The organism is Rhodococcus sp. MALMAid1271 (assembly GCF_049195265.1).
Classification (GTDB): domain Bacteria; phylum Actinomycetota; class Actinomycetes; order Mycobacteriales; family Mycobacteriaceae; genus Rhodococcoides.
The window spans coordinates 172944-193888 of sequence record NZ_JBMIRQ010000097.1 but is presented as its reverse complement, the minus strand read 5'-3'; the positions used below and the strand labels follow the sequence as shown (position 1 = coordinate 193888).

At 64.9% G+C, this 20945-nt stretch carries 21 protein-coding genes; 20 read left to right on the top strand and 1 reads right to left on the bottom strand.

All coding sequences use genetic code 11. The features are described from left to right. The first annotated feature begins 63 nt into the window (after positions 1-63). The 10 genes from ACOQFP_RS15515 to trmD all read left to right on the top strand — a co-directional run bounded on the left by ACOQFP_RS15515 (position 64) and on the right by trmD (position 9951). Positions 64-402 carry a P-II family nitrogen regulator gene (locus ACOQFP_RS15515; RefSeq protein ID WP_019664269.1) on the top strand — a complete coding sequence of 113 codons (339 nt, stop codon included), beginning with the start codon at positions 64-66 and terminating at the stop codon, positions 400-402. Next, positions 392-2923 carry a [protein-PII] uridylyltransferase gene (locus tag ACOQFP_RS15510; RefSeq protein WP_206490384.1) on the top strand — a complete coding sequence of 844 codons (2532 nt, stop codon included), beginning with the start codon at positions 392-394 and terminating at the stop codon, positions 2921-2923. Before ACOQFP_RS15515 ends, ACOQFP_RS15510 begins: the two co-directional genes overlap by 11 nt. A 330-nt stretch (positions 2924-3253) precedes the next feature. Beyond that, positions 3254-4159 (top strand): peptidoglycan DD-metalloendopeptidase family protein, encoded by a 906-nt coding sequence (locus ACOQFP_RS15505; protein ID WP_421584867.1) that lies wholly within the window; start codon positions 3254-3256, stop codon positions 4157-4159. Positions 4160-4296: 137 nt separating this feature from the next. After that, a complete protein-coding gene (gene ffh, locus ACOQFP_RS15500; RefSeq protein ID WP_341244056.1) occupies positions 4297-5856 on the top strand; it encodes a signal recognition particle protein in 1560 nt (519 codons plus the stop codon). Positions 5857-5866: 10 nt separating this feature from the next. Further along, entirely contained in the window at positions 5867-6985 is a 1119-nt protein-coding gene (locus ACOQFP_RS15495; protein WP_421584816.1) for an amidohydrolase family protein, read from the top strand. Then, positions 6951-7808, top strand: a complete 858-nt coding sequence (locus tag ACOQFP_RS15490) for a CPBP family intramembrane glutamic endopeptidase (protein ID WP_421584815.1) — start codon at positions 6951-6953, stop codon at positions 7806-7808. The genes ACOQFP_RS15495 and ACOQFP_RS15490 overlap by 35 nt, the downstream gene beginning before the upstream one ends. Positions 7809-7994: 186 nt before the next feature. Then, positions 7995-8465 carry a 30S ribosomal protein S16 gene (rpsP, locus tag ACOQFP_RS15485; protein WP_206490389.1) on the top strand — a complete coding sequence of 157 codons (471 nt, stop codon included), beginning with the start codon at positions 7995-7997 and terminating at the stop codon, positions 8463-8465. Next, on the top strand, positions 8462-8704 hold the full coding sequence (locus tag ACOQFP_RS15480; protein WP_206490390.1) for an RNA-binding protein: 243 nt from the start codon (positions 8462-8464) through the stop codon (positions 8702-8704). The genes rpsP and ACOQFP_RS15480 overlap by 4 nt, the downstream gene beginning before the upstream one ends. A 14-nt stretch (positions 8705-8718) precedes the next feature. Beyond that, complete coding sequence (gene rimM / locus ACOQFP_RS15475; RefSeq protein ID WP_341244053.1) at positions 8719-9267, top strand: ribosome maturation factor RimM; 549 nt, start codon at positions 8719-8721, stop codon at positions 9265-9267. 3 nt (positions 9268-9270) lie between these two features. After that, complete coding sequence (gene trmD, locus ACOQFP_RS15470; protein ID WP_421584814.1) at positions 9271-9951, top strand: tRNA (guanosine(37)-N1)-methyltransferase TrmD; 681 nt, start codon at positions 9271-9273, stop codon at positions 9949-9951. A gap of 5 nt (positions 9952-9956) precedes the next feature. Here trmD and ACOQFP_RS15465 read toward each other — a convergent pair whose 3' ends face one another. Continuing rightward, positions 9957-10913, bottom strand: a complete 957-nt coding sequence (locus tag ACOQFP_RS15465) for a serine hydrolase (RefSeq protein ID WP_421584813.1) — start codon at positions 10911-10913, stop codon at positions 9957-9959. A gap of 74 nt (positions 10914-10987) precedes the next feature. On the opposite strand from ACOQFP_RS15465, the gene ACOQFP_RS15460 reads away from it, so the two are divergent. The 10 genes from ACOQFP_RS15460 (at position 10988) to dprA (ending at position 20888) form a co-directional block, all read left to right on the top strand. Further along, a complete protein-coding gene (locus ACOQFP_RS15460) occupies positions 10988-13330 on the top strand; it encodes a Tex family protein (protein ID WP_421584866.1) in 2343 nt (780 codons plus the stop codon). 90 nt (positions 13331-13420) lie between these two features. Then, positions 13421-14275 (top strand): hypothetical protein, encoded by an 855-nt coding sequence (locus tag ACOQFP_RS15455; RefSeq protein WP_206490646.1) that lies wholly within the window; start codon positions 13421-13423, stop codon positions 14273-14275. Positions 14276-14407: 132 nt separating this feature from the next. Further along, the gene (gene rplS / locus ACOQFP_RS15450; protein WP_008717293.1) at positions 14408-14749 is read left to right on the top strand and encodes a 50S ribosomal protein L19; all 342 of its coding nucleotides are present in this window, start codon (positions 14408-14410) and stop codon (positions 14747-14749) included. 182 nt (positions 14750-14931) lie between these two features. After that, positions 14932-15708, top strand: coding sequence for a signal peptidase I (gene lepB / locus ACOQFP_RS15445; protein ID WP_421584812.1), 777 nt, complete (start codon positions 14932-14934; stop codon positions 15706-15708). Next, complete coding sequence (locus ACOQFP_RS15440; protein ID WP_206490396.1) at positions 15705-16478, top strand: ribonuclease HII; 774 nt, start codon at positions 15705-15707, stop codon at positions 16476-16478. The genes lepB and ACOQFP_RS15440 overlap by 4 nt, the downstream gene beginning before the upstream one ends. A gap of 37 nt (positions 16479-16515) precedes the next feature. Next, entirely contained in the window at positions 16516-16821 is a 306-nt protein-coding gene (locus ACOQFP_RS15435) for a DUF2469 domain-containing protein (protein WP_008717288.1), read from the top strand. Between the two features lie 380 nt (positions 16822-17201). Beyond that, positions 17202-17546, top strand: a complete 345-nt coding sequence (locus ACOQFP_RS15430; protein WP_421584811.1) for a histone-like nucleoid-structuring protein Lsr2 — start codon at positions 17202-17204, stop codon at positions 17544-17546. A gap of 347 nt (positions 17547-17893) precedes the next feature. After that, positions 17894-18250: a YraN family protein gene (locus tag ACOQFP_RS15425; protein ID WP_421584810.1), complete on the top strand. Its 357-nt coding sequence runs from the start codon at positions 17894-17896 to the stop codon at positions 18248-18250. Then, the gene (locus ACOQFP_RS15420) at positions 18250-19755 is read left to right on the top strand and encodes a YifB family Mg chelatase-like AAA ATPase (RefSeq protein WP_421584809.1); all 1506 of its coding nucleotides are present in this window, start codon (positions 18250-18252) and stop codon (positions 19753-19755) included. Before ACOQFP_RS15425 ends, ACOQFP_RS15420 begins: the two co-directional genes overlap by 1 nt. Positions 19756-19766: 11 nt before the next feature. After that, positions 19767-20888 (top strand): DNA-processing protein DprA, encoded by a 1122-nt coding sequence (gene dprA / locus ACOQFP_RS15415; protein WP_421584808.1) that lies wholly within the window; start codon positions 19767-19769, stop codon positions 20886-20888. Positions 20889-20945 lie beyond the last annotated feature (57 nt).

Sequence of the window (20945 nt, the reverse complement as noted above, 5' to 3'; positions counted from 1 at the left end):
GATGGATATGAACGCTGCACCGTACGACAACGGGCACTCGAGGTCTTGTGAAGGGAAGCAAAAATGAAGCTGATCACGGCAATCGTCAAACCGTTCACCCTGGAGGACGTCAAGACGGGCCTGGAGCAGGCAGGCGTACTGGGAATGACCGTCAGTGAAGTTCAGGGATACGGTCGCCAGAAGGGCCACACCGAGGTCTACCGAGGTGCCGAGTACTCGGTCGACTTCGTTCCGAAGGTACGTGTGGAGGTAGTCGTCGACGACGCCGCGGTGGAGAAGGTCGTCGAGGTCATCGTCGAGGCCGCACGCACCGGCAAGATCGGTGACGGCAAGGTCTGGGTTTCCCCGGTCGACTCGGTCATCCGAGTCCGTACCGGAGAACGTGGCGCAGATGCACTCTGACCCCAAAGGGTCTCGGGCCGCAGGCCCCGGTTCGGGCGCGACAGCGTCGGGATCGGGGCCTGCGGTCTCCTCGGGCTCGGCATCGAAGGGCACGGGCGGTGCTGCGGCCGATCTCGCTCGGGCCAGAAAACAACTACTCGACGGTGGCACTCGCAACCGTCGTCTCGATGCGCCCTCGCTCAGACAGGCTCTGGTCGATCTCCACGAGTTCTGGTTGACCACCAAAGGTGCCGAGCTCGGGATCAAACCCGACTCGGGCTTCGCGATCGTCGCAGTCGGCGGTCTGGCGCGCCGTGAACTGTTGCCGTACTCGGATCTGGACCTGATCCTGCTGCACGACGATCTCGAACCACGCATCGTCTCCGACGTCGCCGACAAGCTCTGGTATCCGCTGTGGGACGCGCACATCAAGCTCGACCACAGCGTTCGTACTGTGCCGCAGGCACTGCAGGTGGCCGCGGCGGATATGACAGCATCGCTCGGGATGTTGGAGGCACGTCACATCGCCGGCGACGTCGAGTTGAGCAACCTGCTCATCGGCGGCGTACGGCGTCAGTGGCGCAACGGAATTCGCGGGCGCTTCGACGAACTGATCGAGCAGACTCGGGGGCGATGGTCGCGTAGCGGTGAGATCGCGCACCGCGCCGAACCCGACCTCAAGAGCGGACGCGGTGGACTGCGAGACGTGCAGTTGCTCGACGCCCTCTCCATTGCTCAACTCACCGACGGTATGCCCGGGCTCGGACCCGAGTCGCCCGGAGGCGGTTTGGCCTTCGCGCACGGGCGACTGCTTGACGTGCGTACCGAACTGCACCGGGTGGCCGGCCGAGCGCGAGATCAACTGCGCGCGCAGGATGCCGACGAGATCGGTGCCGCGCTGCGGATCGGTGATCGCTTCGATCTCGCGCGCGTGCTGAGCGATTCGGCTCGTACCATCAGCTATTCCGTCGATGTCGGATTGCGTACCGCGGGTAATTCGCTTCCGCGAAAGGGACTTTCACGCTTGCGGAGAGTTCCGGTCCGCCGTCCGCTCGACGAGGGAGTGGTCGAGCACGCCGGTGAGGTCGTTCTGGCCCGTGATGCGCGACCGAACAAGGACCCCGGCCTGATCATGCGCGTCGCGGCGGCGTCGGCGCAGACCGGAATGCCGATGTCTGCATCGACACTGAACCGGCTGTCCGACAGTGCTCCCGAGCTTCGTGAGCCCTGGCCCAAGGAAGCTCTCAACGATCTGCTCGTCCTGCTCGGATCCGGGCGCAAAGCCATCGCGGCCATCGAGGCGCTCGATCGAACCGGCTTGTGGGGCAGGCTGATCCCCGAATGGGGCGCGGTGCGTGACCTACCGCCCCGAGATGCCGTGCACACCTGGACCGTCGATCGGCATCTGGTCGAAACCGCTGCCTACGCAAGCGCGTTGACCACCAGAGTGGCACGTCCGGACCTCCTGGTCCTCGGTGCGCTGATACACGACATCGGAAAGGGCCGCGGCGGCGACCACAGCATCGTGGGTGCAGATCTCGCAATTCAGATCGGCAACAGGCTCGGACTGTGGCCCTCGGATGTGACGCTGCTGACGGCGATGGTGCGGTACCACCTGCTGCTGCCGGAAACCGCTACTCGCCGAGATCTCGACGACCCGGCCACCGTGCAGACCGTCGTCGACGCATTGGGTGCCGATTCCATTCTGCTCGAGCTGCTTCATGCTCTGGCCGAAGCAGATTCGCTCGCCACGGGCCCCGGAGTCTGGGGAGACTGGAAGGCGTCACTGATCCGCGAACTGGTGCGCAGGTGCCGATTGGTGATGGCAGGGGAGAGTCTGCCCGGCCCCGATCCACTCGATCCGGCACGGATCGAGCTGGCCGCGCGTGGCGGGGTCCACGTCGACATCGCACCGACCGACGGACTGCACACCTTCGTCGTCACGGTCATCGCGCCCGACGCCCCCGGGCTGCTCTCCGACACCGCAGGGGTGCTGGCGCTGCACTCGCTGCGGGTGCTCTCTGCCTCGCTGGGCAGTCACAACGGTTCGGCGATCAACACCTTCGATGTCGCGCCGCTGTTCGGGGCACCGCCGCAGGCCGGTCTGCTCCGCCAGGAGATCATTCGGGCGCAGGCCGGAGAACTCGATCTGGTGGCGGTACTCGATGCCAAAGAACGTCACGCCCGAACCGAGACGGTGGAGGACGAGGGGGAGGATTCGGCAGTGCCGGTTCTCTACGCCCAGGCCCCGCCGAGGGTGCTGTGGTTCGACGACAGCGAACCCGGCCAGGTGGTGCTCGAGCTGCGGGCAGAAGACAGGCTCGGGTTGCTCTGTCGGTTGGCCAGCGCGATCGAACAGCAGGGCTCGGACATTCGCTGGGCGCGTGTGTCGACGCTGGGTAGCTCGGTGGTCGACTCGTTCTGTATCGACCTGGCAGGAGCGGACAGCCGCGCCGTTCGCGAAGATCTCGAACGGGCGATACTCGCGGTTGTGCCTGCCCCGGAACCGCCCAAACCCCCGGAAAAGCCGGAAGGGACATAACCGATGGTCGGAACCGGATTGCGTTACGGCATGCTGTGGTGACTTCTCACCAACTTCCAGCCGATGGGTTTGCCATCGATACGCTTTTGTTATGTTCGTCACTGACTGAAGGCCGCACCGGTTTCGGGTGCTACTGCAGTCGACACTGCTGCTATGCGAGAGGCATCAACTGTGGGATCCCATCGACGGTCGAACATCTACGTACCGGCCGACACAGCAACCGCTGAACCGCGCGGCAAGCATCGCGCTGCCGAGCAGGCTCCGGACACCGGTCGTCGGACTGCGACGATCGTGGCGGCGACCGGCGCGATCGTCGTCGGTGCCACCTCGATGGGGGCGGGAACAGCGGGCGCAGCGCCGATTCAGGAGCCGCCCGCCGCCGGGCTTCCGTTCGCAGTGCCGCAGGGTCTTCTGCCGGCCGGATTCGAGCTACCCCATTTCGAGCCCCCGCAGTTCCAGGCCCCGCAGTTCGAGGCCCCGCAGTTCGAGATCCCTCAGTTCGTTCCGCCCCAGTTTCTGCCGCCACAGTTCGCGCCTGCTCCGGTCGAGCCCGCGCAGCCCGCACCGGCGGAGTCGGCCCCAGCGCAGCCCGCACCGGCGGAGTCGGCCCCAGCGCAGTCCGGCCCAGCGCAGTCCGCCCCAGCCGAGCCCGCACCCTCGGCTCCCGCGTCGACTCCTGTCGCTCCGCCGAGCTCCGACCCATTGGCAGCATTCGGGCTGCCCGATCCCGGTGCCGCTGCGCAGCAATGGCTCGACGACGTGGGCCTCGGCCAGGGAGGGGTCGGAGGTGGATCGCCGCTCGAAAGCCTTCGTTCGCTGAAGAAGTCCACCGTGCAGCCGGTGGCAGGGGTGTTGACGTCGAACTTCGGATCGCGGTGGGGCACTCAACACAGCGGACTCGACATCGCGGCACCGATCGGCACGCCCATTTACGCGGCCGCCGACGGCACGGTCATCGATGCAGGCCCTGCCAGCGGATTCGGACTCTGGGTCAAGCTGAAGCACGACGACGGCACCGAAACGATCTACGGACACGTCAACGACTTCTCGGTACAGCCCGGTCAGCGGGTGTCGGCCGGGGAGCAGATCGCCACAGTGGGCAATCGCGGCCAGTCCACCGGGCCGCATCTGCACTTCGAGGTGCACGACGCCTCGGGTGTCAAGGTCGATCCGGCCCAGTGGCTGTCCACCCGGGGTGTGGCAGTGACATGGAACGATTCCGCACGCAACGCGTGAGTGGTGTTCAGGTCTTCGTCCCGTGAACGACACGGTGGACGAACGCCCGAGCGACTAGCGCGGGCGCTGGCGCTAGTCTGGTGACCGTGCCGGATTCGACTCGTCTTCGGTGATCGGCTAGCTCAGGAGTGCAATCGGTGTTCGAATCCCTTTCCGACAGGTTGACCGGGACTCTCAAGGACCTGCGTGGCAAAGGTCGGCTGTCCGGCGCGGATATCGACGCCACGGCCCGCGAGATCCGTCTTGCCCTTCTCGAAGCGGACGTGGCACTGCCCGTCGTACGTGAATTCATCGGCCGCATCAAGGTCCGGGCCAAGGGTGCCGAGGTGTCGGCAGCGCTCAACCCGGCGCAGCAGGTCGTCAAGATCGTCAACGAGGAACTGGTCGGCATTCTCGGTGGTGAGACCCGCAGGCTCGAATTCGCCAAGAACCCGCCGACGGTGATCATGCTCGCCGGACTCCAGGGTTCGGGTAAGACGACCCTCGCAGGCAAGCTCGCGAAATGGCTCAAGGGCCAAGGGCACACGCCACTGCTCGTCGCGTGCGACCTGCAGCGGCCCGGTGCCGTCAGTCAGCTCCAGATCGTCGGTGAGCGCGCAGGCGCAACCGTCTTCGCGCCGCACCCGGGCACCTCCATCGGCGGTGGAGACAATGCACTCGGCGTATCGGCATCCGATCCCGTCGAGGTTGCGCGCTCAGGCATAGCCGAAGCGCGAAACAAGCAGTACGACGTCGTCATCGTCGATACCGCCGGTCGACTCGGTATCGACACCGAATTGATGAGTCAGGCCGCAGGAATTCGTGACGCGGTCCAGCCGGACGAAACCCTGTTCGTCCTCGACGCCATGGTCGGCCAGGATGCCGTCAGCACAGCGGAGGCATTCCGCGACGGCGTCGGATTCACCGGCGTCGTGCTCACCAAGCTCGACGGCGATGCTCGCGGCGGTGCCGCTCTGAGCGTTCGCGAGGTGACCGGCCAACCCATCATGTTCGCCTCGACCGGCGAGAAACTGGAAGATTTCGACGTCTTCCATCCCGACCGTATGGCCAGTCGCATCCTCGGCATGGGTGACGTGCTGAGCCTCATCGAGCAGGCCGAACAGCACTTCGATGCCGAGCAGGCGGAGGCAACGGCCAACAAGATCGGTTCGGGCCAGCTCACACTCGACGACTTCCTCGAGCAGATGATGGCCGTCCGCAAGATGGGGCCCATCGGAAACCTGTTGGGCATGTTGCCCGGCGCGGGCCAGATGAAAGAACTCGCCGACGTCGACGAGAAGCAACTCGATCGCGTCCAGGCCATCATCCGCGGTATGACTCCGCAGGAGCGGACCGATCCGAAGATCATCAACGCCTCGAGGCGGCTGCGGATCGCGAACGGTTCCGGAGTCAAGGTCTCCGACGTCAATCAGCTGGTCGATCGCTTCTTCGAGGCACGCAAGATGATGTCGGCGATGGCAGGCCGGATGGGGATGCCTGGGGCTCGCAAACAGGTGCGGAACAACAAGAAGGGCAAGAAAGGCAAGAAGGGCGGTCGCGGCCCGACGCAGCCGAAGATTCGCGGCGGATTTCCCGGTATGCCGGGCGGGATGCCCGGCGGGATGCCGGATCTGTCGTCCATGCCCAAGGGTCTCGACCAGTTACCGCCCGGCCTCGAGGGCATCGATCTCTCGCAGCTGAAACTGCCGAAGAAGTAGGCTCGCGCACGTGGCGGCAATGCGGGTACGGGGCCGCGGCCTGCCGGACGGGGCGAACGTCGATCTCTGGATCGACGGCGACGTGCTGTCCACGGAGCCGATTCCGGATGCCGACCTCGTCCACGACGGCGGTTGGATTCTGCCCGGTCTCGTCGATGCCCACTGCCACGTCGGAATCGAATACGGCGGGGGACACACGGATCTGGCCGGTTCGATCCGCCAAGCCGAGACCGAGCGAGGCGTCGGCGCGCTGCTGCTGCGCGACGCGGGCTCTCCGGTGGACACCCGCGCGTTGGACGAGTACGACGAGCTTCCTCGGATCATCAGAGCCGGCCGTCACATCGCATCGCCCAAGCGCTACATACCGGGTCTGGCCGTAGACCTCGAGGACGAATCCCAACTGCCCGAGGCGGTGGCGCAGCAAGCTCGATTCGGTGACGGCTGGGTCAAACTCGTCGGAGACTGGATCGATCGCTCGGTGGGCGACCTTCGCCCACTGTGGAACGACGCCATCCTCGTCGATGCCATCGCCGCTGCGCACGCCGAGGGAGCGCGAGTGACTGCCCACGTGTTCGGCGAGGATGCCCTCCCCGGCCTGATCGCGGCCGGCATCGACTGCATCGAGCACGGCACCGGCCTGACCGACGAGACCATCGAGATGATGGTCGATCGCGGCACGGCACTGGTGCCGACGTTGATCAATATCGAGACCTTCCCCTCGATTGCGGATTCCGCCACCCGATATCCCGTCTACGCCCGCCACATGCGGGCCTTGCACGAGCGCGTGGCCGATACCGTCGGACGAGCCCACGACGCCGGAATCGCGATCTACGCAGGAACCGATGCCGGAGGGTCGATCGCGCACGGTCGCATCGCCGACGAAGTTGCCGCACTCGCATCCGTCGGGCTGTCTCCGACGGACGCACTCGGTGCCGCCTGCTGGGACGCCCGCTCGTGGCTGGGCCGACGAGGGCTCGAACACGGCGCGCCTGCAGACCTCGTCGTCTACGCCGAGGATCCGCGCGGGGGACCGGAGGTGCTGTCCAACCCCGAACTGGTGATACTTCGCGGGCGGGTGACCGACCGACGCGGCGGTGACCGACACAGATCGGGGCCTGTGGGTGAGTGAGCCGGACGGCGGTGCAGGCCCCGTCGATCCGGACCGACCGAGCTGGGCCGGCCTCGCGCCGATGAATCAGATTCAGCAGCAGGGCTCGGGCCTGTCCGAGACCTACTGGCGGGCCGAGAATGCCGCCCTGCTCCGCCGCGGGGGCCAGAAGTGGGGACTGCCGGCCGCGGCGCTGGTCCTCGGCGTCAATCTCGTGGGCTTCGTGCTCCTCGGACTCGCGGTGAACTCGCAGAACTCCGCGCTGTCGGTCGTGGGCATCATGATTCCCAGCCTGCTCGCCGCAGGGCTGGCGGTGGCGATCTCACGAACGCGTGGCAACGGACCCGTCGTCGACTTCGGTCTCCCCAGATCCAGTGCCGAATTTCTCGGTCACGTCCGATCCGGACTGGCCTGGGGCGGCGTGGCCGTCGTCGGTGGCGTGTTGCTGGCGCTGATGCTGTTCTCCAGCATCGACGTCGACGAGCAGGCACCTCTTGGCAACTTTGCGGACTCGGCCATGGGATGGAAGATTCTGCTGGTCGTGTGGATCTGGATCGGCGCACCGATCTGTGAGGAAACGATGTTCCGCGGCATGCTGTGGGGTGCGCTGGAAAAGCGCACCCGCCCGATGCCCATGGCGTGGCTGGGCAACAGATGGGTCGTGTTGGCGATCACCGCCGTCGTGTTCGCGATCTGGCACCGAGAATGGTGGCGTTTCGTGATCCTGCTGTGGGGTGGTCTGGCAATCGGCATCGCCAGAATGCGGAGTGGCTCCATCGTCGCCTCGACCACTGCCCATTCGCTGAACAACACCCTCCCGGCCCTGGTGATCCTGCTCGCGTGATCGGGTGGCTGTGCAGGCGATTCACCGATCGCCTCACTCGTCTGGCACAATGAACAGCTGTTCGCCCGTCATCCGGTTACGTACCGAGCGGCGGTCACAACAACCCTCCAACGCAAAACCGGGTTCGCATGCCGTGCGAACCGCTGAATTGCGCCGTGACCAACTCCCGAAAGGCTCCACCAGAACATGGCTGTCAAGATCAAGCTCATGCGTATCGGCAAGATCCGCACCCCGCACTACCGCGTCGTCATCTCGGACTCTCGCACCCGCCGCAACGGCCGTGCGATCGAGACCATCGGCAAGTACGAGCCGAAGCAGGACCCCAGCGTCATCGACATCGATTCCGAGCGTGCGCAGTACTGGCTGGGCGTCGGTGCACAGCCGACCGAGCCCGTCGAGGCACTGCTGAAGATCACCGGTGACTGGCAGAAGTTCAAGGGCCTGCCCGGTGCCGAGGGCACCCTGCGCGTCGCCGAGCCCAAGCCGTCGAAGCTCGACCTGTTCAACGCCGCACTGGCACAGGCCGACTCCGAGCCCCAGGGTGAAGCCACCACCGCGAAGAAGAAGAAGACTCCGAAGTCGGACGACGCCACCACCGCTGACGCCGCTGCAACCGAGACGGCAGACGCGCCGGCCGCCGAGGCTGCTGAGAAGTGAGCGCCGTTGTCGCCGATGCCGTCGAACACCTCGTTCGTGGCATCGTCGCCAATCCCGATGACGTTCGGGTCGAGATGATCACCGGTCGTCGTGGTCGCACCGTGGAAGTTCACGTGCACCCCGACGATCTGGGCAAGGTCATCGGACGCGGTGGTCGCACTGCGACGGCGCTGCGCACCCTCGTCTCGGGTATCGGTGGTCGCGGCATTCGTGTCGACGTGGTCGACACGGACAACTAGGTCACGCACCGACCATGGAGCTCGTCATCGGCCGTGTTGCCAAGTCACACGGCATCAAAGGAGAAGTCGTCGTCGAGGTTCGTACCGACGACCCCGACGACCGCTTCGCCGCCGGAAACGTTCTTCGGGGCCGCAGGCCCCGATCGGACGCAGCGCCGGCGAAATACACGGTGGACGCCGTCCGGGAACATTCCGGGCGGCTTCTGCTGCGTCTGAACGGTATCGACGACAAGACAGCCGCCGACCAGCTGCGCGGCATCCTGTTCGTCGTCGAATCCACCGACCTGCCACCGTCCGAGGACCCGGACGAGTTCTACGATCACGAACTAGAGGGCCTCACGGTGATCCTGACCGACGGCTCGGTGGTGGGAACCGTCCGCGAGGTTCTGCATTCGGCCGCGGGCGAGTTGCTCTCCATTCGACCGAGTTCGGACACCACCACCGGCGCAGCCGCGCGCGCCGAAATCCTCGTTCCCTTCGTGGCCGCGATCGTGACCTCGGTGTCGTTGGCCGACAAGACGATCGAGATCGATCCGCCCGAAGGCTTACTGGATCCGGAGTAGCACGTGCGCCTCGACGTCGTCACCATCTTTCCGGAATACCTGACACCACTGCGAACTGCACTGCTGGGCAAGGCAATCGACCGCGGGCTCGTCTCGCTCGAGGTACACGACCTACGGTCCTGGACCCACGATGTGCACAAGGCGGTCGACGATTCGCCCTACGGCGGCGGTCCCGGGATGGTCATGAAACCGACGGTCTGGGGTGACGCCCTCGATGAGGTGCTCACCGGGGATTCGTTACTGGTCGTCCCCACTCCGGCCGGAGTGCCGTTCACCCAGCGCACCGCCGAACGCTGGTCCACCGAACGCCATCTGGTGTTCGCGTGTGGCCGCTACGAAGGCATCGATCAACGTGTGTTCGACGACGCCGCGCGCCGCGTCCGGGTCGAAGAGGTCAGTATCGGCGATTACGTTCTGATCGGGGGCGAAGCGGCGGTCCTGGTGATGGCCGAGGCAGTGGTCCGTCTGATGCCAGGAGTGCTCGGCAATCAGCAGTCCCACCAAGAGGATTCGTTCTCCGAGGGGGTTCTCGAAGGGCCCAGTTACACCCGTCCGGCCCGATGGCGTGAGCTCGACGTCCCCGAAGTCCTACTCTCCGGCGATCACGCGAAAATCGCCGCGTGGCGTCGTGCCCAGTCATTGGCGCGAACCGCCGATCGACGCCCGGATCTGCTCGAAGACTGAGTGATTCAGCTGATCGTGCCGTCGGGAAAGAGCATCGTGACGAAGCCGGTCAGAGTCTGCCTGGCATGCAGCGCGCTGGCATCGTCGGTCACGTCGACCACAGCGGTGTCCGGATAGCTCTCCATGTCGTCGGCGTAGAAGATGTCCTCCCGTGACGACAGAGCCAGCACGTAGCGGTTGTCCACCCCGATCGTTCCCGTCGACAGGTGCACCCAGCGATCGGACACGCAGCACATCCAGCCTTGTTTGACTGCGTGCACACTTTCGCCCGGCAAGCCGTCGACGATTCCGAAGTGCTGTCTGTAACCGTCGGCGGCAATCGGAGCCGAACGACGCAGCATGCCGACGATGACCTCCTCCGACGCGGTGGTCAGACCGCCGCTGCCGTTGAGCAGGCCCGCGTAGTAGCCGACCAGGTCGCTGGGTGTGGTTTCGGTGTTGTACCACTGGTCGTCGGCGGGCGCAGTGGTGCTCTGCAACCCGTAGCGGGCAGCGACTGCGCCGATGATCTCGGACGAACCGTAGCGATACCAGAGGGTATACGCGGCATTGTCGTCGGAGAGCTCCAACATTCTCGTCATGATGTCCAGTTCCTCCGGCGAGACCGGGCGGTTCTCCGACTGCGCTCGGAACATCACCTCGTCGGCGATGAAAAGTTTGGACACCGAGGCCGTTTCGACCTGCTGATCGGCGTTGCTGCTGTAGTAGGCCCCGGTGTCGCGATCGAGTAGCGCGAAGTCGATGTCGGCACCTCGGGCCCGTGCCGACGCGACCGCCATGGGGATGCGGGCCTCGAGGGCCACACCGTCGACCTTCTTCAGGTCCGGAAAGGGTGACGCGGACGTCTCGGCGGTTGCTTTGCCCGCGGAATCGCCGATCTCGTCGTCCGCAGGCACCGAACATCCCACTGCGAGCAAGATCGTGGCACAGGTGGCGATCAGGAATCGAGACCACGTGACCATGCGTGTATCTCTCCCACACTCAGAACCGCTGACCGACGACTCTCACAGTAGCGGTAGGGTCCATCGCCGTGACCATTGCTCTGAAATCTGTGAACAAGCGCATAGCCGAAGAACTCGACGTTCGTGAGGAACAGGTTCGTGCCGCCGTAGAACTGCTCGACGGTGGCTCGACGGTCCCGTTCATCGCGCGCTATCGCAAGGAGGTCACCGGGACGCTCGACGATGCGCAACTGCGGCTACTCGACGAGCGGCTGCGGTACCTGCGAGAGCTCGACGAGCGCAGAGACGCCGTCATCGAATCCATCCGTAGCCAAGGCAAGCTCGACGACGCACTCGAGCAGTCCCTGATGCTCGCCGATACCAAGGCTCGCGTCGAAGACATCTATCTGCCGTTCAAGCCCAAGCGCCGAACGAAGGCACAGATCGCGCGCGAAGCCGGTCACGAGCCAGTAGCGGACGCGCTGTTCTCCGACCCCACGACCGATCCGGCGCAGTTCGATCAGGAGCAGCTCGACGGTGCTCGTGCGATTCTCGTCGAGCGATTCGCCGAGGATGCCGATCTGGTGGGGGAGTTGCGCGAACTGATGTGGACCTCCGGCCAACTCGTGTCGACGGTCCGCAAGGGCAAGGAAGAGGCCGGGGCCAAATTCTCCGACTACTTCGAGTTCTCGGAGCCGTTCACGAGCTTGCCCTCACACCGCATCCTCGCGACGCTGCGTGGTGAGAAAGAAGAAGTGCTCTCGCTCGGCTTCGAGCCCGAACGAGAGGAGCCGACCCCCGGTGTGCCGAGCGTGTACGAGGGTCGGATCGCCGCTACCTTCGGGATCGCCGATCGAGGACGCCCGGCGGACAGGTGGCTGCTCGACACCGTCCGATGGGCCTGGCGTACCAAGATGCTGGTCACTGTCTCGCTCGATACCCGTATGCGACTGCGTCAGTCGGCCGAGAAGGATGCGGTCGATGTCTTCGCGAGCAATCTCAAGGATCTGCTGCTTGCTGCACCGGCGGGCAACCGCGCCACGATGGGCCTGGACCCGGGCTTTCGCACCGGCACCAAGGTCGCCGTCGTCGATGCGACGGGAAAGGTCGTCGACCACGACACCATCTACCCGCACAAGCCGCAGGGCAAGTGGGATCAGGCCGTGGCAACTCTCGCCGCCCTCGCGGCCAAGCACAACGTGGAGTTGATCGCCATCGGCAATGGCACGGCCTCACGTGAGACCGATTCTCTGGCAGCGGAATTGATCGCGAAATTCCCGGCAGCCAACCTCACCAAGGTGGTGGTGTCCGAAGCCGGAGCATCGGTGTACTCCGCCTCCGCCTACGCCTCGAGTGAGCTACCGGAACTGGACGTGTCGATTCGCGGTGCAGTATCGATCGCACGGAGGTTGCAGGATCCGCTGGCCGAGCTGGTCAAGATCGATCCCAAATCCATCGGCGTCGGTCAGTATCAGCACGATATCTCCGAGACACTGCTGGCCCGATCTCTCGGTGCTGTCGTCGAGGATGCTGTGAACGCGGTCGGTGTCGATGTCAACACCGCATCGGTTCCGTTGCTGTCCAGGGTCTCGGGAATCGCCGGTTCTCTGGCCGAGAGCATCGTGGCGCACCGAGAGCAGAACGGGCCGTTCGTCAGTCGCAGTACCCTCAAGGACGTACCACGATTGGGCCCCAAGGCTTTCGAGCAGTGCGCCGGGTTCCTTCGTATCTCCGGCGGCGAGGATCCGCTCGACCGCTCGAGTGTGCACCCGGAGGCCTACCCCGTCGTACGACGCATCGTCGGCACGGCAGGGATGGGAGTACGCGAGGTGATCGGGAACAGCACATTGCTGCGGAGCCTGAATCCGGCCGAGTTCGCCGACGAGAGATTCGGTCTGCCCACCGTCACCGACATCATTTCCGAGCTGGAGAAGCCGGGACGCGATCCCCGTCCGGAGTTCAAGACTGCCACCTTCGCGGCCGGGATCGAGAAGGTGGCCGATCTTGTGCCGGGCATGACGCTCGAAGGTGTCGTCACCAATGTCGCGGCGTTCGGTGCGTTCGTCGACGTCGGCGTGCATCAGGACGGACTCGTGCACGTCTCGGCGATGTCGCACAACTTCGTCAAGGATCCGCGCGAGGTCGTCAAGTCCGGGGACGTCGTACGGGTCAAGGTCATGGAGGTCGACATTCCCCGGCAGCGCATCGGGCTGAGTCTGCGGCTCGACGACGAGCCGGGAACTGCCGTCGGCAAGGACTCCCCGCGTGGACGGCAGAGTGATCGGCCTCGTGGGCAAGGGCGAGCAGGGGGCGGCAACGATGGCGGTCGCGGACGCGACGGCCGTCCCCAACGCGATCGGCGCGGCGGGCCTGCGCAGGCGGCACCGGCGGCCGGTTCCATGGCCGACGCACTGAGAAAAGCCGGATTCGGGAAATAGCCTGGACACCAGTCCGACGCGAATAGTCTTGACGGTGCCTGGGCTGTTCGCCCATTCGCCAGGAAGGGACGTGAGGCAGACGTGAGGTGGTTGCAGCACGGGGTCATCGATCACGGACGTCTGCCCCTGTTGTGCTTCCTGCTGGGATTGCTGCTGGGATTCCTGTTGATCCGGCTCAGTGTCAGGATGATTCGCGCCGACGTGAAGTGGTGGCCGGGCAACATCACGCCCGGCGGTCAACACATCCACCACGTCGTGTTCGGGATCGTGTTGATGTTGCTCGCGGGAATCGGTCTGATCGCGGTCTACGTCGACGGGTCCCAGTCGGCCGGGGCGATACTGGCGGCTGTGTTCGGTATCGGTGCCGCACTCGTCCTCGACGAGTTCGCGCTGATCTTCTACCTCCGCGACGTCTATTGGTCCGAGCAGGGCCGCACCTCGGTCGACGCGGTCTTCGCGGCCCTGGCCTTCACCGGACTGTTGCTGCTCGGCTTTCATCCGCTCGAGCTACTGAGCCCGGCGGACTTCCGAGCCGATCCCGATCCGTGGGTACGTGGAACCCTCGCGGCGCTGGCCGTCGTCAACCTCGCGCTGTGCGTCGTGGTGCTCCTCAAGGGCAAGATCTGGACCGGTTTGGTCGGGCTGTTCGTGCTGCCGATACTGGTGTTGGCCGCCATCAGACTGAGTCGACCGAGCGCGCCATGGGCTCGTTGGCGCTACACCGACAGGCCGAAGAAGATGGAGCGGGCGTTGCGGCGTGAGAAGCGCTGGCGCAGGCCGTTGATCCGGGCGAAGATCTATCTGCAGGACGCGATCGCAGGAAAGCCGAGCATCGTTCACGCGCGCGAGGCCACCGAGGACGAGTTGGCGCGCGTGGTGGTGCCGGCGCCGGTGGCGGCCGGGGCCGCTGCGACGAGGGCGGAGTCGATTTCTTCGAATGCGTGATGGTCTGGCACAATGGTCGGGTTGCCTCTAGCAGGCACGGACCTCACTCGGAGCACGAACCAGTCGAGCCGCCGAATCGGCGAGCCGCTCGGTTCCTCTACTCATGCGCAGAACGCAAGGATGGCACAACCGATGAACACTCTGGACTTTCTCGACAATCAGTCGCTGCGTGGCGACATTCCCGATTTCCGCCCCGGCGACACGCTGAACGTGCACGTCAAGGTCATCGAGGGCTCGAAGGAGCGCGTGCAGATCTTCAAGGGCGTCGTCATCCGGCGTCAGGGCGGTGGCGTTCGCGAGACGTTCACGGTTCGCAAGGTCTCCTTCGGCGTCGGCGTCGAGCGCACCTTCCCGGTGCACAGCCCCAACATCGCCCAGTTCGAGGTCCTCACCCGCGGCGACGTCCGTCGCGCCAAGCTCTACTACCTCCGCGATCTGCGTGGCAAGGCCGCCAAGATCAAGGAAAAGCGCTGACCGGTTCTTCCCGGCCACACAGATTCCCATCATGCCGCGTCGCCCATTCGGGCGGCGCGGCATGATGCGTATGTCCCGCGTGTTCGCAGCCTGCCGTTGTCGACGCGGCAGTCGGTGGTCTCGAATCGCCGGTGCACAGACCGTCCCGGCGCGCCGACGACGGTTCCGGCTAACCTGATCACGTGACGCAGTCCCCACAAGATCAGACCGATGAGCCCGACGACGAGTCTTCGCAGAAGACCCGTCGGGAGCGCAAGCCTCGATCGTTCTGGCGTGAGCTTCCGATCCTGATACTCGTAGCGCTGGTGCTGAGCTTCCTGCTGCAGACCTTCGTCGCCCGGGTGTACTTGATCCCGTCCGAATCGATGGAGCCGACGCTGCACGGTTGCGCGGGGTGCACCGGAGACCGCATCGTCGTCGAAAAGATCAGTTACCGGTTCGGCGACCCGAAGCCCGGCGATATCGTCGTCTTCCGCGGTCCGGATTCGTGGAACGACGAATTCGTCTCGCAACGATCGGACAACTCGGTGATACGCGGGGCCCAGGAGGTCGGCTCGTTGATCGGAGTCGTCGCCCCGGACGAGAACGACCTGGTCAAACGTGTCATCGCCACCGGTGGTCAAACGGTCGAATGCTGTGACGCCGAAGGGCGAGTGCTCGTCGACGGAAAGCCGTTGGACGAGCCGTACATTCAGATGGACTTCCCGTTCGATCCGGTCACGATGTCGTGTGACACCGAGCTGAAATCGGGACGTTGCTTCGACCCCGTCACCGTGCCGGAGGGCAACATCTGGGTGATGGGCGACAACAGAAGCAACTCGAGGGACTCGAGATATCACGTCACCGACGAGTACTCGGGGACCGTTCCCGTGGACAACGTGATCGGGAAAGCCGTCTTCATCGCGCTCCCGCCCTCGCGGACCGGCATCCTGCATTCTCCCGACATCCAGGGTCGATGACGGCGGCCTCCCGCCGCGCGCCCCGCGCCCGCGCAACGCTCAGTCGTTCCTCCTGGCCGCCGCGTCCGACCATTCGGAAGGCAGCAGGGCTGCGAACGATGGAGTCGGCGCTCGAACGCTCCGGCCTCGGTCCGGTCGCGGGCGTCGACGAAGCAGGTAGGGGAGCGTGTGCGGGCCCGCTGACGGTGGCTGCGTGCGTGCTCGGTGCGCGTGCACATGCGGCTCTCGCGGACCTGAACGACTCGAAGAAGTTGACCGAGCGTCGACGGGAGGATCTGTTTCCCAAGATCCAGACAATGGCGCTGGCATGGAGTGTGGTGTTCATCGACGCTGCCGAGGTGGACCGCATCGGCGTGCACGTGGCCAATATCGAAGGAATGCGACGCGCGGTTGCCGGGCTCGGTGTGAGCCCCGGGTACGTTCTCACCGACGGGTTCAGGGTGCCGGGTCTACCGGTTCCGTCGCTGCCGGTGATCGGGGGCGACGCGACTGCGGCGTGCATTGCCGCGGCGAGCGTGTTGGCGAAGGTCTCCCGAGACCGGTTGATGGTGCAGCTGGACGAGGAGATTCCGGGTTACGGATTCGCCGTGCACAAGGGGTACAGCACGCGTGCGCATTCGGCCGCCATGACCGCTCTCGGGCCGAGCAGAGAACACCGAATGTCGTACGCGAATGTAGCGGCGGCGGCAGCGGGCCCGGCGTCGGAGGTCTCGGATGGGGGCGTCGACGTCGTGGGGCGAATGGACTGCCGCGACGCCGGTGCGCGATGATTGCATTTCACGCCCGACTGGAGGATGAAAGAAACCGATGAGTGCCGAGGATCTCGAAAAGTACGAAACCGAGATGGAGCTCTCGCTGTATCGCGAGTACCGGGACATCGTAGGTCAGTTCAACTACGTCGTCGAAACCGAACGTCGATTCTATCTGGCGAACTCCGTCGAACTCATTCCGCACAACGCCGACGGTGAGATCTATTTCGAATTGCGGATGTCGGATTCCTGGGTGTGGGACATGTATCGCCCCGCCCGCTTCGTCAAACATGTCCGGGTGATCACGTTCAAGGACGTCAACATCGAAGAGCTGGACAAACCGGATCTCCGACTGCCGGAATAGATCGCCCGGCGGGGCGGAGCGGAGTGAGCAGCCCTCGACGACTCGTACGGCAGCGCGGCTTTCGGGCGCTGCGTGCCACCGATCCGCTCGGCCGGAAAAGCTGGACACCCGCCCAAATTGTTCCGGGTGTCCTGTTTCGGGCCTCCGTGCCTTCCGAAAGTCTGCGCCGGTAGCCGCAGGTGAATCGATTCACGTAGTGAAATCAATTGTGCAACAATAGCATTCGATTAAATCTGGCAATTTCTCGAAAAGTTTCGGGATTTCCGGCTGGATATTCACTGATTCGACACGTCGCGAAACGTGTTCAGTTCTTTGCGCCGGTAGGAGAATCGGTGGTAGAACTTGAATATCACATCCCCAAGACGTGTAAGAGGTAAGAGATGGCACGCAAGACGCTTGTGCAGATGATCGACGATGTCGACGGATCGGTTATCAAAGATGGGCAGGGTGAATCCATCGAATTCGGCATCGGCGGAAACCAGTACCGCATCGATTTGAATCTCAAACATGCGAACGAATTGCATGAACAGTTGGCTTTCTGGATCGAGCACGCCGAGAAGATTTCCGGTCGCCGTACTCGGAAGGCCGGGGCTGCTTCGACGGCCGCTCGTGGCAAGGTCGACCTGCAGGACATTCGCGCCTGGGCACGCGAGAACGGGTACGAGGTCAGCGCGCGCGGTCGGATCAGCCAGGACGTACAAGCAGCCTACGAAGCCGCGCACTGAAATTTCGGTGGCGACGAACCATTCGTCACCACCGGCACCACTGACAGGCCGCGCTGTGGCGTAGGTTCCTGTAGTCGAGCTCCGTCCGATGTGTGATTCCGGACGGAGCTTTGTGCATTTCCCAGGCATTCTCGCCGGGCCGAGTCCCTCGTGCGAGCACTGACACGACGGTCCGACGAAACCGGCCACGCAACGTGAGAATTTCTCTCGTTGTTCCACAGCCGAGCGGTTGTCCACAGGGCAATCGCCGACCTGCATTTTCTGAGTTCCTCCTCGATTCGAGCGTGTCACCGTCGATCCGACCGAATCGGCCTGCGAGCGCGGCCGGAGAGTGGAGGAATATCGATATGGCGACCCATCAGCAACTCGGTGCGCGTGGGGAGGACATCGCGGTGCGCTATCTCGAGGGCATCGGGCTCGAGGTGGTAGAGCGGAACTGGCGGCATCGAACCGGTGAGCTGGACATCGTTGCGCGCGAGGGCGATACGGTGGTGTTCGTCGAAGTGAAGACGCGATCGGGAATCGGATACGGGACCCCTGCCGAGGCGGTGACGTATTCCAAGCAGACTCGAATACGGGGTCTGGCGCTGTATTGGCTTGCTCTGCAACAGGGGCCGTGGGTGCAGATCAGATTCGACGTCGTCGCGATCGTTGTCGGTCGCGACGACACTCCGCAGATCACGCACGTGCGGGCCGCGTTCTGATGCCGCTCGGACGAGCGCACTCGGTGGCGGTCAACGGTGTCGACGGTGTGCTGGTGGAGATCGAGGCCGATATCGGGCAGGGCCTGCCCGGTACGCATCTGGTCGGTCTGCCCGATACCGCTCTGAACGAATCACGAGATCGCGTCAAAGCCGCGGTGAAGAACTCGGGCGGTACGTGGCCGGACAGTCGGGTGATTCTCGCGCTGTCACCTGCGACGCTTCCCAAGGGTGGCTCGGTGTACGACCTCGCGCTTGCCCTGTCGGTTCTCGATGCGGCCAAAGCGATTCCGCGCGGCAGTCTGTCCGAGACGGTGTTCATGGGCGAACTGGCGCTCGATGGCAGGTTACGGGCAGTGCGGGGGATTCTTCCCGCGGTGCTCGCGGTCAAGGGTGCGCGATGGAATCGGGTGGTCGTACCGAGGCAGTGTCTGCCCGAGGCAGGTCTGGTCGAGGGTATCGAGGTGTTGGGCGCGGGCTCGCTGACCGATGTGGTGGCCTGGCTTCGCGGCGAGCAGGCCCTGGAATCGCCGGTGCCGACCGAATGGCAGCAGGAACACTATCCGGACCTCAGTGACGTCGCCGGTCAGGCAGATGCGCGCTGGGCACTCGAAGTCGCCGCGGCAGGTGCGCATCACATCATGTTGACCGGTCCGCCGGGAATCGGGAAAACGATGCTGGCGCAACGCCTTCCCGGGATCCTTCCGCCGCTGACCGAGTCCGAGGCGCTGGAGGTGACGGCCATTCATTCGGTGGCGGGCCTGTTGACCACCGCGCGACCGCTCATCACATCGCCGCCGTTCATTGCGCCTCATCATTCGACGTCGGTGAGCGCGTTGGTCGGTGGTGGTACCGGGATGGCCAAGCCTGGTGCGGTCAGCCGAGCACATCGCGGCGTCCTGTTCCTCGACGAGTGCGCCGAGATGAGTGTTCGGGTACTCGAAGGTTTGCGTACGCCGTTGGAGGACGGGGAGATTCGCATTGCCAGGCGAGACGGCGTCGCCAGGTATCCAGCGAGATTCCAATTGGTTCTCGCGGCGAATCCGTGTCCGTGTGCCCCGGCGAGGCAGGTCGATTGCGTGTGTGCACCGACGGTTCGGCGCAAGTATCTGGGAAAGCTCTCGGGGCCGCTTCTCGATCGTGTCGATCTGCGCATTCAGATGATGGGGGTGGCGACGGGGGCATTGGTCGACGAGGTGGGTGAGGGGACGAGCGATATCCGCGCGCGTGTGACCGGGGCCAGGGATGCCGCCGCGCAGCGGTGGCAGGAATTCGGTTGGAGAACCAATGCAGAGGTTCCAGGACCGGCTCTGCGGCAACGATTTCGGCTGGCTCGTTCGGCCCTGGCACCGGTCGAGCGTGCGTTGCGCAACGGATCGTTGACCGCGCGAGGGGCGGATCGGGCGATTCGGGTGGCGTGGACGTTGAACGATCTCGCGGGCGGCACCGTTCCCGGTGCCGACGAGGTGGGGGCGGCGCTGGATTTCCGTGACAGGGGAGTGGCATGAGCGGGAGTGGCATGAGCGACGACGAACGCAGACTCGCGTGGGCGTATCTGTCTCGGGTGGCGCAAGGTCCGCATCGGCCGTTGTTCGACCACGCCGCTGAGCACGGCCCGCAGGCGGCGGCCGCGGCGGTGCGATCAGGTGGTCTGGGCGAGCGGCTCGAGGTGCGGGCCCATATCGACACCGCCGCAGCTGATCTCGATCACATTGCTGCATTGGGCGGCCGGTTGGTCACGCCCGACGACGACGAGTGGCCGGCCTGGCGTTTCCTCGGCTTCGATGGGTCCGGTGTGACCGCAGCGGTCGATACCTGTCCACCGCTTGCGTTGTGGGTGTTGGGAAGCGCTCCCGTGGCAGCGGTCACCGAACGCTCGGTGTCCGTCGTGGGTACTCGGGCATCGAGTCCCTACGGTGATCATGTGACGGCGGAGATATCTGCTGACCTGGCGCTCGACGGCTGGACGATCATTTCCGGCGCGGCCTTCGGGATCGATGCCGCGGCGCATCGGGCGGCGCTCGGGGTGGAGGGCACGACGATGGCGGTGCTCGCCTGTGGGGTGGACCGGGCGTACCCGGCGGGCCACTCCCGACTGCTGCGTCAGATCGCAACTCGCGGGCTTGTTCTGAGCGAATATGCGCCGGGTACCACCCCGGCCAAGCATCGATTCCTGGCCCGCAACAGACTCGTCGCGGCGCTCGGGTCGGCAGTGGTGGTGGTGGAGGCCGGGTGGCGCAGTGGAGCTCGCAATACCGCGGCGTGGGCCGCAAAGCTGGGGCGGCCGGTGCTGGCGGTGCCAGGGCCGGTCACCTCGCCCACCTCCACCGGGTGCCATCGCATGATTCGTGACAGTGAGGCGATACTGGTGACGAGTTCGCACGACGTGGTCGCCGAGGCAGGGCCTCTCGGCTCGCCCGAGGAGTCGCGGCCCGAACTGTTTCGTGACACCGATGCCTTGTCGGAGACCGCATTGATGATCTACGACGCGTTGCCGTCGGCGGGATCATTGTCTTCTCGTGAGCTGTCCGAGCATTCCGGTGTGCCGCTGAACAAGGTGCGCGCAGCCCTGCCGGTGCTGGAGATGGATGGCTTCGTGGCGAGCGACGAGACCGGGTGGTTTCGGGTGGTGCGAGGCTGAACGTGCTGCGTCGTGAGCCCCGAAGGTAGGGTGTTAGGTAATGCTTAGTCGGTGCAT

What these genes read in the sequence shown, in the direction of transcription:
- ACOQFP_RS15515 (WP_019664269.1), top strand. Translation starts at nt 64, where the DNA reads ATGAAGCTGATCACGGCAATCGTCAAACCGTTCACCCTGGAGGACGTC.
- ACOQFP_RS15510 (WP_206490384.1), top strand. Translation starts at nt 392, where the DNA reads ATGCACTCTGACCCCAAAGGGTCTCGGGCCGCAGGCCCCGGTTCGGGC.
- ACOQFP_RS15505 (WP_421584867.1), top strand. Translation starts at nt 3,254, where the DNA reads ATGGGGGCGGGAACAGCGGGCGCAGCGCCGATTCAGGAGCCGCCCGCC.
- rpsP (WP_206490389.1), top strand. Translation starts at nt 7,995, where the DNA reads ATGGCTGTCAAGATCAAGCTCATGCGTATCGGCAAGATCCGCACCCCG.
- rimM (WP_341244053.1), top strand. Translation starts at nt 8,719, where the DNA reads ATGGAGCTCGTCATCGGCCGTGTTGCCAAGTCACACGGCATCAAAGGA.
- ACOQFP_RS15465 (WP_421584813.1), bottom strand. Translation starts at nt 10,913, where the DNA reads ATGGTCACGTGGTCTCGATTCCTGATCGCCACCTGTGCCACGATCTTG.
- rplS (WP_008717293.1), top strand. Translation starts at nt 14,408, where the DNA reads ATGAACACTCTGGACTTTCTCGACAATCAGTCGCTGCGTGGCGACATT.
- ACOQFP_RS15440 (WP_206490396.1), top strand. Translation starts at nt 15,705, where the DNA reads ATGACGGCGGCCTCCCGCCGCGCGCCCCGCGCCCGCGCAACGCTCAGT.
- ACOQFP_RS15435 (WP_008717288.1), top strand. Translation starts at nt 16,516, where the DNA reads ATGAGTGCCGAGGATCTCGAAAAGTACGAAACCGAGATGGAGCTCTCG.
- ACOQFP_RS15430 (WP_421584811.1), top strand. Translation starts at nt 17,202, where the DNA reads ATGGCACGCAAGACGCTTGTGCAGATGATCGACGATGTCGACGGATCG.
- ACOQFP_RS15425 (WP_421584810.1), top strand. Translation starts at nt 17,894, where the DNA reads ATGGCGACCCATCAGCAACTCGGTGCGCGTGGGGAGGACATCGCGGTG.
- ACOQFP_RS15420 (WP_421584809.1), top strand. Translation starts at nt 18,250, where the DNA reads ATGCCGCTCGGACGAGCGCACTCGGTGGCGGTCAACGGTGTCGACGGT.
- dprA (WP_421584808.1), top strand. Translation starts at nt 19,767, where the DNA reads ATGAGCGACGACGAACGCAGACTCGCGTGGGCGTATCTGTCTCGGGTG.